The 12,237-nt window shown below is 63.8% G+C and carries 12 protein-coding genes; 9 read left to right on the plus strand and 3 right to left on the minus strand.

The features are described 5' to 3' along the window. Positions 1 to 20: 20 nt before the first annotated feature. A complete protein-coding gene (locus tag LQ232_RS23095; protein ID WP_230182758.1) occupies positions 21 to 305 on the minus strand; it encodes a hypothetical protein in 285 nt (94 codons plus the stop codon). A gap of 140 nt (positions 306 to 445) precedes the next feature. Between LQ232_RS23095 and LQ232_RS23100 the strand changes: the two genes are divergently transcribed. Then, positions 446 to 1,261, plus strand: a complete 816-nt coding sequence (locus tag LQ232_RS23100; RefSeq protein ID WP_230182759.1) for a PEP-CTERM sorting domain-containing protein — start codon at positions 446 to 448, stop codon at positions 1,259 to 1,261. A gap of 24 nt (positions 1,262 to 1,285) precedes the next feature. Here the strand turns inward: LQ232_RS23100 and LQ232_RS23105 are convergent, their stop codons facing one another. Next, positions 1,286 to 2,623 (minus strand): protein kinase, encoded by a 1,338-nt coding sequence (locus LQ232_RS23105; RefSeq protein ID WP_230182760.1) that lies wholly within the window; start codon positions 2,621 to 2,623, stop codon positions 1,286 to 1,288. Between the two features lie 110 nt (positions 2,624 to 2,733). On the opposite strand from LQ232_RS23105, the gene argS reads away from it, so the two are divergent. The 8 genes from argS (at position 2,734) to LQ232_RS23145 (ending at position 11,121) form a co-directional block, all read left to right on the plus strand. Continuing rightward, positions 2,734 to 4,419 carry an arginine--tRNA ligase gene (gene argS / locus LQ232_RS23110; protein WP_230182761.1) on the plus strand — a complete coding sequence of 562 codons (1,686 nt, stop codon included), beginning with the start codon at positions 2,734 to 2,736 and terminating at the stop codon, positions 4,417 to 4,419. Positions 4,420 to 4,440: 21 nt separating this feature from the next. After that, positions 4,441 to 5,109: an SPOR domain-containing protein gene (locus LQ232_RS23115; protein ID WP_230182762.1), complete on the plus strand. Its 669-nt coding sequence runs from the start codon at positions 4,441 to 4,443 to the stop codon at positions 5,107 to 5,109. Positions 5,110 to 5,159: 50 nt separating this feature from the next. Continuing rightward, a complete protein-coding gene (locus tag LQ232_RS23120) occupies positions 5,160 to 5,819 on the plus strand; it encodes a thiol:disulfide interchange protein DsbA/DsbL (protein WP_230182763.1) in 660 nt (219 codons plus the stop codon). 110 nt (positions 5,820 to 5,929) lie between these two features. Further along, on the plus strand, positions 5,930 to 6,637 hold the full coding sequence (gene lptA / locus LQ232_RS23125) for a lipopolysaccharide transport periplasmic protein LptA (protein WP_230182764.1): 708 nt from the start codon (positions 5,930 to 5,932) through the stop codon (positions 6,635 to 6,637). Beyond that, positions 6,634 to 7,410: an LPS export ABC transporter ATP-binding protein gene (gene lptB, locus LQ232_RS23130; RefSeq protein ID WP_230182765.1), complete on the plus strand. Its 777-nt coding sequence runs from the start codon at positions 6,634 to 6,636 to the stop codon at positions 7,408 to 7,410. The genes lptA and lptB overlap by 4 nt, the downstream gene beginning before the upstream one ends. A gap of 13 nt (positions 7,411 to 7,423) precedes the next feature. Then, positions 7,424 to 8,965 (plus strand): RNA polymerase factor sigma-54, encoded by a 1,542-nt coding sequence (locus tag LQ232_RS23135; protein ID WP_230182766.1) that lies wholly within the window; start codon positions 7,424 to 7,426, stop codon positions 8,963 to 8,965. Further along, the gene (locus tag LQ232_RS23140; RefSeq protein WP_230182767.1) at positions 8,965 to 9,675 is read left to right on the plus strand and encodes a DUF599 domain-containing protein; all 711 of its coding nucleotides are present in this window, start codon (positions 8,965 to 8,967) and stop codon (positions 9,673 to 9,675) included. Before LQ232_RS23135 ends, LQ232_RS23140 begins: the two co-directional genes overlap by 1 nt. Before the next feature lie 189 nt (positions 9,676 to 9,864). After that, the gene (locus LQ232_RS23145) at positions 9,865 to 11,121 is read left to right on the plus strand and encodes a class I SAM-dependent RNA methyltransferase (protein ID WP_230182768.1); all 1,257 of its coding nucleotides are present in this window, start codon (positions 9,865 to 9,867) and stop codon (positions 11,119 to 11,121) included. 14 nt (positions 11,122 to 11,135) lie between these two features. On the opposite strand, the gene LQ232_RS23150 is transcribed toward LQ232_RS23145, so the two are convergent. Beyond that, positions 11,136 to 11,939 carry a 16S rRNA (uracil(1498)-N(3))-methyltransferase gene (locus LQ232_RS23150; RefSeq protein WP_256450115.1) on the minus strand — a complete coding sequence of 268 codons (804 nt, stop codon included), beginning with the start codon at positions 11,937 to 11,939 and terminating at the stop codon, positions 11,136 to 11,138. Positions 11,940 to 12,237: the final 298 nt, after the last annotated feature.

Consider the following 12,237-nt stretch of genomic DNA (forward strand, 5'->3'; position numbering starts at 1 on the left):
GCCTGAGCGAGCCGCGCAGATCACATCGAAGCGGCGGGGGCCGCACCCGCGGCGGTGTCCTTCTCACATTTCTTGATCGAGCTGGTCTTGGCGGCGCCAGCCAGGGGCTTGCCATTTTTGTCGACCGCCTTGAGGGCGCAGGCCGAAGCGCCACTGGTCTTCTCACACTTCTTGATGAAGCTGGACTTGGCCGCACCGGCCAGGGGCTTGCCATTCTTGTCGATGGCCTTGGCCTCGCAAGCTTCGCCAGCGTGGGCCAAGCCAGTCATGGACACAAGGGCGAGGGCGGCAATGATCATGCGCATGGAAAGCTCCTTCAAGGTGGGGGAAGAGGTTTGCACAGTCTACGCGGCTTGGCCCAGGCCCCTACGTTTAGGGATGGGGAATTTTCGGGTCAGCCCTTAGTCTGGTCGGTCAATTCATCCATGCCTCACGGAGTAGACCCATGACACCAGCATTTGCCCTTCGATCCCTGGCCTTGACCTTGTTGGGTGCCAGCGCCGTGGCCCAAGCCGCGCCCACGCACCTGTCCACAGGGCAGGTCGGCATCGACTTTGACCCCGACACCTTCGTGTTCTCGCACGACGTGACCTCGTTTGGCAGTGTCATCAGCGAGGACATCCCCGCCTCGCAGGTCACGGTGACAGCCGGGGGCAATGGCTTCGAGCTCAACTTCAATGGCTACATGAACCTGTATGCCACCAGCTACTTCAACTTCTCGCCCGAATACCTGACGGGCAACTTCAACGCCCTGTTCAACTTCACGCCCACGGCCGGCTACGCCATCACGGGCTACACCGTGACGTATGCCGGCTCGTACAGCATCGAGACGCCCGGCTCGATCAGCGTCTCGGGCCCCGGCGGTGGCATCACCGAATACTCGGGCACTGGCAACTTCAATGTCGTGGGCAATGTGCTGGGGGCGGTGGCGCCCAGCCTGACGGGCAGCATCGGCGCCTCCGGCGAGATCTCTTTCGTGCAGGTCTTCGACCATTACGACTCGGTCTTCGACCACTACGAACAGGTGCTGGACTACTGTGAGGTGGAAGACCCCAGCATTTGCCATTACCGCGATGAAGCCGTCTACGTCGATGTGCCCGTCTACCGCGAAGAGATGGACCTGGGCGAGGCGTCGCTCAACCTGCAGAGCATCACCGTGCAAGCCAATGTGGTGGCCGTGCCCGAGCCCGAAGGCCTGGCCTTGCTGGCCATGGGCGTGCCTTTGGCCGCCTGGCTGGCACGCCGTCGTCGGTTTGCCTGAAGCTGAGGCCTGGGTGCGGGCGTCTTACAAGATCCGCCGGGGGTGTGCCAGGGCTTCGTGCGCGGCATGAAGGCGCCGCACCAGCACCCGGATGAAGGCTTCATCGAACAAGTGCCGTCCGTTGGGGCTCAACTGCTGCATGCTTTCTGGCGTGAACGAGATCGTGGTCACAGCCTCGGTCACCACCACATCGGTGCTGTGGCGCCGCAGTTCGGGGCTGGGCGCCAGGTAGGCCATCTCGCCCACCGAGGTGCCCGCCCCCAGCAGGGCCACCCGCTTGCCGGTGCGGTACACCTCTACGCTGCCTTGAGCAATGATGTGGAAGCTGCGCCCCTCCTCGCCGCGCCTGTACAGCGCGTGCCCGAACGGAAAGCGCTGCCACTTGGCGCGGTGTACCACTTCCCACAGCTCCACATCGCCAAAACTGCTGAAAAAATCCAGCGCCCTGAGCAGGTTGAACCGCTCTGAGTCCAACACGCCCTGCAAATGGCCGCGTGGCACCTTGTGGTCCGAGATCAAGCCCGACAAGGCTTGCGCAAAGGCATCCCAGTTGGGATAACGGTCGTCCGCGTTTTTGGCCAGCGCCTTCAGGATCACCGTGCTGACCGACTCGTTCACGCCTGACCGCATGCCCGACAAGGAAGCCGGTTCCTGGTTGTAAATCTGGTTCATCAACACCGCCTGCGACGGTGCCTCGAAGGGCGGCTTGCCAGCCACCAGGTGGTACAGCACCGCGCCGAGTGAATAAATGTCCGCCCGGCAATCCAGGGTATGGCCGTCCAGTTGCTCGGGCGCCATGTAGGCCAGCGAGCCCACCTGGTGCACTTGCGTGGCATCGGCGCTCATGTTGAGCACGCTGCCAAAGTCGGTCACTTTCACATCCGTGATCACGCCCGTGGCATTGGTGATGGCCATGATGTTGGCCGGCTTCACGTCACGGTGGATCAGCCCTTGGCGGTATACATAGCCCAGTGCCATCGCGCACTTGAAGCCGATTTCAATGATCAATTCCAGCGGCAGCAACTGGTCGGGCCGGCAATAGGCGCGCAAGGTGTTGCCCGGCACGAACTCCATCACCAGGTAGGGCGAGACCGGGTCTGGCACCGCGTCCAGGATCTGCACCACGTTCGGGTGCAGCAAGCGCCCCACCAGGGCCGCCTCGGCCGCGAAGAAGCGGGCAAACACCGGCCCGTCCACCGCGTCGATCAAGGCAGCGGCCCGCACCCGCTTGACCGCCACATCGCGGTTGTTGAAATCATCCCGGCACAGGAAGACCTCGCTGGTGGCGCCCTCGCCCAGCTTCTTGAGGACCCGGTATTTGCCAATCATGCCGGTGTCCAGGTCGATGTCGATGCCTGTCATGCCCCCATCTTTCCATGCCCGGGCCTTTGGCGTGTGCTGAAAAGCCCCGCCCCAAGTGTGCATTTCTGCTCACAGTGCGCCCACTTGTGCTGCCCCGTAGAATCCCGGCCATGATTCAAGCCAAGCGTGCCCTACTTTCCGCCCTGGGTGAAGCCCTGGGCCATGTTGTCCCCGATAGCAGTTACATCCCCGTCTTCGAAGCGCCCAAGCAAGCCTCGCATGGCGACCTGGCCTGCACGGCGGCCATGCAACTGGCCAAGCCTCTCAAGAAGAACCCCCGGGAGCTGGCCCAAGCCCTGATCGAGGCGCTGCAGCGGCAGCCTGCCGTTCAGCAGTGGGTGGCCAGCATGGAGATCGCGGGCCCTGGCTTCATCAATCTGCGCCTCAAGCCCGAGGCCAAGCAGGCCGTCGTGGCCGAGGTGCTGGCCGAGGGCGACCAGTTCGGCTGCCAGCCCCTGACCGACCGCAAGGTGCTGGTCGAGTTCGTCTCGGCCAACCCCACTGGCCCGCTGCACGTTGGCCATGGCCGCCAGGGCGCGCTGGGCGATGCCCTGTGCAACCTCTTCGCCACGCAAGGCGTGTCCGTCACCCGCGAGTTCTATTACAACGACGCGGGCGTGCAGATCGCCACGCTCACCGCCTCCACCCAGGCGCGCCTCAAGGGCCTCAAGCCCGGTGACGCCGAGTGGCCCGAATCCGCCTACAACGGCGACTACATCGCCGACATTGCCGCCGATTTCCTGGCCAAGAAAACCGTCAAGGCCGACGACCGTGAATTCACCGCGTCTGGCGACATCAATGACCTCGACAGCATCCGCCAGTTCGCCGTCGCCTACCTGCGCCACGAACAAGACTTGGACCTGAAGGCCTTCGGCGTCCGCTTCGACAACTACTACCTTGAATCCAGCCTTTACACCAGCGGCCGGGTCGAGCAAACAGTCAAGAAGCTCGTCGATGCCGGCAAAACATTCGAAGAGGGCGGCGCCCTCTGGCTGCGCAGCACGGATTACGGCGACGACAAGGACCGCGTCATGCGCAAGTCCGACGGTGGCTATACCTACTTCGTGCCCGACGTGGCGTACCACATCGCCAAATGGGAGCGCGGCTTCCAGCAGGTCGTCAACATCCAGGGCTCCGACCACCACGGCACCATCGCCCGCGTGCGCGCCGGCTTGCAAGCCGCTGGCGTGGGCATCCCGCAAGGCTGGCCCGACTACGTGCTGCACAAGATGGTCACCGTGCTCAAGGGCGGTGAAGAGGTCAAGATCTCCAAACGCGCAGGCAGCTACGTCACCCTGCGCGACCTGATCGAGTGGACCAGCAAGGACGCCGTGCGCTTCTTCCTGATCAGCCGCAAGGCCGACACCGAATTCGTCTTCGACGTCGACCTGGCCCTCAAGACCAACGACGAAAACCCAGTGTTTTACGTCCAATACGCCCATGCCCGCATGAGCAAGGTGCTGCGCGATTGGGCGGCCGACAAGGGGGGCGACCTGTCCGCCCTGTCGAAGGCCGACTTCAGCCTGCTCAAGGCCGACACCGAGCTGACCTTGATGACGAAGCTGGCCGAATACCCCGGCATGCTCACGCTCGCGGCCCAAGGGCTGGCGCCGCACGATGTGGCGTTTTACCTGCGCGACCTGGCGGGCGCATTCCACAGCTACTATGCGGCGGAACGTTTCCTGGTCGACGAGGTCGAACTCAGCCGAGCCCGCATGGCCCTGCTGTCGGCCACTGCCCAGGTCTTGCGCAATGGTCTGGCCCTGCTTGGGGTCAGTGCTCCTGAAAAGATGTAACTCCTGCCAAGGACAATGCACATGAAATCGCAGCGCGGAGGCTTCTTCCTCGGCATGATCGTCGGTCTGTTGATCGGCCTGGCCATGTCCCTGGGCGTGGCGGTGTACATCACCAAAGTACCCTTGCCCTTCATCGACAAGGTTCCTCAGCGCACGGCCGAGCAAGATGCCGCCGAGGCCGAGCACAACAAGAACTGGGATCCCAACAGCGGCTTGTACGGCAAAAACCCCGCCAAGCCGCATGCCGTGCCTCAGCCTGTGGTGGACGAGGCCGCATCCGCCGCGTCCGAGCCCGCCGTGCCAGCGTCGGGTGGTCATCCCATCACCACCGATCCGGCCACGCCTGCGCCCGCACCTTCCAAGCCCTCTGCGCCGGCCAAGGCCGCTTCCAGTGCGCGCAACCCGGCGGCCATTCTTTCTGGTGAACCCCTGTCCACCGCTTCGGCTCCTGACTCGTTGAGTTACTACGTGCAAGCCGGTGCCTACGCCAACCAGACCGAAGCAGAGCAGCAAAGAGGCAAGCTGGCTTTGATGGACCTGGAAGCCCGCATCGTCGAGCGCGAAGTCAGTGGCCGCATCATGTACCGCGTTCGCATCGGTCCGTTTGGCCTGCGCGAGCAAGCCGAGGACGTGCGCGTCAAACTCTCGGCCAATGGCGTGGATTCGGCCCTGGTGCGCGTGCAGAAATGAATGACCGCGTCCCTGAAGAACAACGACAGGCATCACCGAAAGGAAGTTTCATGAACCGCCGCGAGTTTTCGTCCCAAGCCTTGGGCGTTGCTGGATTGACCTTGGCCCCTGGCGTGTGGACCAGCGCCCAGGCGCAGGCTGCCGCCCCCATTGAGGGCACCAACTTCATCAAGTTGTCCCAGAACGCCCCGGTGTCTGCCCCCGCTGGCAAAATCGAGGTGGTCGAATTCTTCTGGTACGGTTGCCCCCATTGCCACCATTTCGAGCCCTACCTGGCCGCCTGGGCCGCCAAACTGCCGCCCGATGTGGTCTTCCGCCGCATGCCGGTCGTGTTCCGCGAAGTGCCTTTCGTCGCGCACCAGCAGCTGTATTTCGCCATTGAGGCCCTGGGCCTGATTCCCGTGCTGCACGCCAAGGTCTTCCATGCCCTTCACGTCGAGCAGCAAAAGCTGGACAATCCGGAAGCCATCGCGGCCTTCGTCACCAAGAACGGCGTGGACCCGGTTAAATTCCTGGCCATGTACAACTCGTTCGCCGTTCAGACCAAGGGCCGTCAGGCGCGTGGCCTGATGGAGGCGTACAAGCTGGATGGTGTCCCCACCCTGGGCATCGCCGGCCAATACACCACCTCGGTGTCGCTCAATGCCACACCCGAGAAAACCTTGGCAGTGGCCGATTACCTGATCGCTCGGGTCCGCAAGCCCAAGTAAGCGCTTGCTCCGGTGGTCGCCGTTGGCTTAAAAGCCGACGGCACGGTGCGGAAATCACGTCATTCTTTGCCCGAAGCGTGGGCTTCGCGGCTAGAATGAATGCAATTTCCATGCCGAATATGTCATCGTTTTCCACAGTGCCCCTCCTCGTTCTGCACCGTCTGGCCCAAGTGGCCGGGCGGGTTGCGCCCACGGTCGCCGCAGCCCTGCTGGGGGTGGCCGTCCTGGCGGTGCCTGCGCGGGCTGAAAAGGCCGACCGTGACCAACCCCTGAACTTCTCAGCCGACAGTGCCCGGGTGGATGACACCCAGCGCATCAACGTCCTCACCGGCAACGTTGAGATCACCAAGGGCTCCATGGTGTTCCGCGCGGCCCGGGTTGAGGTCCGGCAAAACGCCGACGGAACGCAAACCGCCAATGCGCGCGGGGCTGGCACCAATGGCCGGGCCTATTTCCGCCAGAAACGCGAAGGCCTGGACGAGTTCATCGAGGGCGAAGGCGACCGCGTTGAATACGACGGGGCCTCTGACACGGTGCGCTTCACCGGTCGTGCCATCATGCGGCGCTTGCGCGGTTCCACTTTGGCCGACGAGGTCGTGGGCCAGACCATCGTGTACGACAACCGCACCGAGGTGTTCCAGGTGGTGGGCGGCGCCGGTTCGGCCATGTCCAGCGGACGCGTGCGCGGCGTGATCGCGCCTCGCCCGGCGGCCTCTGCACCCGCCAAATCCACGCCAGACGCTGGCCGCGACAAGGGCGCCTCCCTCTCACCCAGCTCAACCTTGTCTCCATCAGAGTTGGAAAGTGCGCGCCGATGAGCACTGACTTCCAGCCGACATTGGTGGACACCACCAGCCGACTGCGGGCCGAAGGGCTCAAAAAGCGCTACGGCGCCCGCACCGTGGTTCATGATGTTCACGTGGCGGTCGAGGCTGGTGAGGTGGTTGGTTTGTTGGGGCCCAATGGCGCAGGCAAAACCACCAGTTTCTACATGATCGTGGGCCTGGTGCGCGCCGATGCCGGTGTCATCGAAATCGACGGCCAACGCGTCGAGCGCCTGCCTATCCACGAACGCTCCAGCCGCGGCCTGAGCTACCTGCCGCAAGAGGCATCCATCTTCCGCAAGCTCAACGTCGAGGACAACATTCGCGCCGTGCTCGAGTTGCAGCGTGACGCCCGTGGCAAGGCCCTGAGCGGCAAGGAGATCGACGCGCGCCTGAACACCTTGCTGCGCGATCTGAGCATCGAGCGCCTGCGCAGCAACCCCGCTTTGTCGCTGTCGGGCGGCGAGCGCCGCCGCGTTGAAATCGCGCGCGCCCTGGCCACCCAGCCCCGCTTCATCCTGCTTGACGAGCCCTTTGCCGGCGTCGATCCCATCGCGGTGATCGAGATCCAGCGCATCATCAGCTTCCTCAAGGGGCGCGGCATCGGTGTGCTCATCACCGACCACAACGTGCGCGAAACCTTGGGCATTTGCGACCGCGCCTACATCATCAGCGAAGGCCGCGTGCTGGCCGAAGGCCGCCCCGCCGAAATCATCAACAACGCCGAGGTGCGCAAGGTCTACCTTGGCGAGCATTTCCGCATGTGAGCGCTGAGCCGTCATGAAGCCCTCTCTGCAGTTCCGCCTCTCGCAGCACCTCGCGCTCACACCGCAGTTGCAGCAGTCCATCCGCCTGCTGCAGTTGTCCACGCTCGAGCTGCACCAGGAAATCGAGCAGATGCTCGAACAGAATCCCTTCCTGGAGCCCGAAGAAGAACTCCCCGCCCTGGATGTGGCCGCCGGCATGGAGTTCGAGCGCCAGCGCAATGACAGCACCGCCGCTGACAACGAAGCCGCCCACAAGGACGGTCCCGAATCTTCCGAGCCCGATGCCGCCGCTGGCCTGGACACCGCCGAACTCGGCACCACCGAGCGCGACGATTGGGAAAACGGCACCGAGCGCGAAGACTTCGACGGCATCCGCGAAACGCCCAACCGCAACAATGACGAAGACGACTTCGACCCCCTCGAGCGCAACAGCATCGCCATCAGCCTTCAAGAGCACCTGCGTCAGCAACTGCGCGGCACCCGCCTGAGCGGCGCCGACATGGCCGCCGTCGAGATGTTGATCGAATCACTGAACGACGACGGCTACCTGGCCGATTCGCTCGAAGACATCGCCGACTCCCTGCTCGATGAAGACGCCGACGAGGACGACCGCGACGAGGTCATGTCCCGCCTGCGCTGCGGCCTGAGCTGGCTGCAGAACCTCGACCCCATCGGTGTTGGCGCGGCCAACCTGTCCGAGTGCCTGATCCTGCAACTGCGCGTGCTGCCCGTTTGTGAAGCGCAGGCCACAGCCATCGCCATCTGCAAGAGTCACCTCGACCTGCTGGCCCGCCGCGACACCAAGAAGCTGGTGAGCGCCCTTGGCGTCGACGAAACCGTGCTGAAAGAAGCGCAGACCCTCATCGTCAGCCTTGAACCCAAGCCCGGCCGCCCTTTCACGCGCGCCGAAGCCAACATCATCGTGCCCGACGTGATCGTGCAGAAGTCCGGCCGCAACTGGAAGGTCGTGCTCAACCAGGATGTGATGCCCAAGCTGCGCATCAACGATCTCTATGCGCAGGCCTTGCGCCAAAGCCGTTCGCCACGCGGCACCACCGCCTCCGAAGGCCACGTGGCCATGAGCTCGCGCCTGCAAGAAGCCCGCTGGTTCGTCAAGAACATCCAGCAGCGCTTCGATACCATCCTGCGTGTCTCGCAAGCCATCGTTGATCGGCAGAAGAATTTTTTCACGCATGGCGAGATCGCCATGAAGCCCCTGGTGCTGCGCGAGATCGCCGACGAACTCGGCCTGCACGAGTCCACCATCTCGCGCGTCACCACGGCCAAGTACATGTCGACGCCCTTCGGCACGTTTGAGCTGAAGTATTTCTTCGGCTCATCCCTGAACACCGAGGCCGGCGGCAACGCGTCCAGCACAGCGGTGCGTGCGCTCATCAAGCAGTTGGTGGTGGCCGAGGACGCCAAGAAGCCCTTGTCTGACAGCCAACTCAGCAGCATGTTGGAAGAGCAAGGCATCCAGGTCGCTCGCCGCACCGTGGCCAAGTACCGCGAAGCCCTCAAGATCGCCCCGGCCAACTTGCGCAAGGCCCTCTGATGCTGCCCCGCCTGGACACCGTGCTGGCCACCCTGCCGCTGGCGGATTGGGCGGCAGCGGCACTCTTCCTCTTTGGCTGGATCGGTTACGCGCTCTTCGCCAAATGGCGCTCCAAGTCCGAACACACCTTGCTGGCCAGCACCAATCACTTCCGCAATCTGTGGATGCACCAGGTCACCTACCGCGACCAGCGCATCGTCGATGCCGCCGTCGTGCAGAACCTGTCCACCAGCCCCTCCTTCTGGGCCTCGACCACCATCCTCGTGCTGGGTGGTCTGCTGGCTGTGCTCGGCACCAGCGAGAAAGCCAGCGACCTGGTCAAGGATCTGCCCTTCGCAGCCCGCACCACCATGCTCATCTTCGACCTGAAGATCCTGTCCCTGCTGGCTGTCTTCGTCTACGCCTTCTTCCGTTTTACCTGGTCGATGCGCGTCTATTCCTTCGGCGCCATTCTGGTGGGCGCCGCGCCCAACGTCGAGCACTTCGACTCGGGCGCCGCCAACCGCCAGGAGTTTGCCGACCGCGCCGGCCGCCTCATGGGCATGGCCGCCGAAAGCTTCGCCGACGGCCTGCGCGCCTATTACATGGCCTTTGCCGTCATCGGCTGGTTCGTCTCACCCGCCGCTTTTGCCATCGGCACCTTGGCGGTTCTGTGGGTGCTCTATCAGCGAGAATTCCGCTCAGACGTCCTGGCCGTCCTCCGCAGCTGAGCTGCCTGCCCCTTTTCAGTCTGCACCGTGACGACTCCCAAGCCTCCTCCGCGTCGCATTGCCGCTCCTGGCCGTTCCGCCCAAACGGGCCCGCGCGGCCCTGCGTCTCCCGCCTCCGGCCCCCGCGGCAACGCACCCGCCAAAAAATTCATCCCCCCGGTGAGCCCCGCCCGCGTTCAGGCGCTCTTCATGCCCTGCGCCACCGGCGTCGAAACCCTGCTGGCTGACGAAGCCAAGCGCATCCTCGGCGCCGATGCGGAGGTGCAATCCGTGCGCGGTGGCGTCGAAGTCCAGGCCGACACACCGGCCAAGCTCGTTGACTGCACTTTCAGGCTCAACCTGGAAAGCCGATTGGCCCAGCGCGTCCTATGGCGCGTGGCCGTCAACTTCTACCGCCACGAAGATGATCTCTACGGCATCGCGCGGCAAATCGACTGGACCGACTGGATCACCCCGCAGCACACCCTGCGCGTGGACGTCACCGCCCGCAACAGCCCCCTGCGCAGCCTCAACTTCCCGGCCCTGCGCGTCAAAGACGCCGTCTGCGACGTCCTGCGAGACGCCACCGGCGAGCGCCCCAGCGTCGACACTTTCCGACCTGATCTGGGCCTGGTCCTGCACCTGGACGAAACGCAGGCCTTCCTCTACGTCGACACCTCAGGCGAAGCGCTCTTCAAGCGCGGCTGGCGCGAAGACGTCGGCGAAGCCCCGCTGAAGGAAACCCTGGCCGCCGCCATGCTTGCCGCCGCCGGCTGGCAAGGCCGCCCCGAAGATGGCCCCTTGCTGGACCCGTGTTGCGGCGCCGGTACCATCCCCATCGAAGCCGCGCAAATCACCTGCGACATCGCCCCGGGTTTGCTGCGCAGCTTCGCTTTCGAGAACCTGCTGCCCTTCGTCCCCCATGAGGCGCACTGGCGCGCCTTGCACCAGGCTGCCTTGGACCGTCGACGCCCACCCCAAGTGGCCATCTACGCCGGCGACGTCTCCTTCCGCATGACCGACTTCGCCACCCGCAACGCCGAGCGCGCAGGCGTGCTGCACGCCATCGAATTCAAAACCGGCGACGCTTTGCAGCGCCCCGCGCCGGTCGAATCAGGCTTGCTGATGTTCAATCCGCCTTATGGTGAGCGCATCGACCCCAAAGGCACCGGCCAGGGTGGCCGTCGGCCACAAGTCAACGACGAACCTGTGGCCGCACGCTCTGGCCGTGAACAATTCGACGCCAGCGAGGCCGACGACTTCTTTCAACGCCTGGCCGCGCACTGGAAGCGCCACTACGCCGGTTGGACCGCCTGGATCCTCAGTCCCGACATGAAGCTGCCCAGCGCCATGCGCTTCAAGGAAAGCCGCCGTGTCGTGCTCTTCAACGGCCCCATCGAATGCCGTCTGTTCCGCTTCGACCTCGTCGCCGGCTCCAACAAGGACAGGGCGCCCGACAAGGCCTGACCCCTCCCTCTGTTTCAACCCTGGCGTGGTGATGGATGGTGCAAAGCCATCAAGCTCATCACGGTCAGCGGGGCGGTGTCGGCCCGCAGCACCCGTGAACCCAGGCTGACTGGCGCCCACCCCTGGTCGCGTGCGAGCTGTTCCTCTGCTTCGCTCAAGCCGCCCTCGGGACCGCTCAAGAAGGCCCACGACCTTGGTGATGTCCCTGTGGGATCGGCCTGCTGCCCTGTCCCCGCCTGAAGCCAGTCGCCCACCCACTGCGCGTCTCTCAGGCTCAAGACCCCGCGCCTGACAGCGGGCTTGGTGGCTGAATTGGCCTCATCGGCGGCCTCCTGCGCCAGCCAGGCCTTCAACCCCATCACCGGCCGCACCACCGGGACTCGCGTCCGACCCGACTGTTCACACGCGGCGATGGCCACCCCTTGCCAGTGCGCCACCTTCTTCAGCGCACGCTCTCCGTCCAGCCGCAATACCGATCGCTCACATATAAGAGGTTGTATCGCGCTGACCCCCAATTCCGTGGCTTTCTCAACCACCGTGTCCATGCGCTCATTCGTGGGCATGCCCAAAGCCAGGGTGATGTCAGCACCCAGCTCCCGGCTCACCGCCACAAAAGTCCCCACAGTCACGCGCACCTCGCGGCGCCCCATGGCGCCCACGGACGCCGACCACTCGCCACCGCTTCCATCAAACAGAAGCACCGGGTCACCTGGCTGTAGCCGCAACACCTGCACATGCCGAGCAGCCCCATCGGGCAGCGCCATCTCAGCACCTTCACACAAGCCCAGCCCTGGGCCAACATACAAACGGGGCAGCACAAGCGTCCTTTCAAAGTCAGCCTCTAGTGTGCCTCCCCAATCTTTTTGAAAACTTTTTGCAAAGGACTTGCGCACTCCTTCAAATCCATGACATAATTGCATTCTTCGCTGGTGACGCAAAGCAAACAAGCAAAGCGGTTACCGAGGCGGCTTAAAGCCCCAAGTGATCAAGCTCTTTAAAAATTAACAGCCGATAAGCGTGGGTGTTTGGATGAGAAAAGCCAAGCGGCGATAAAAAGTCGTTGGTGAAGATCTCGCAAGAGATTGAATCCGAATACTCACGGATAGATGAAAAGAA

Source organism: Aquabacterium sp. CECT 9606 (genome assembly GCF_918741295.1).
GTDB lineage: Bacteria > Pseudomonadota > Gammaproteobacteria > Burkholderiales > Burkholderiaceae_C > Aquabacterium.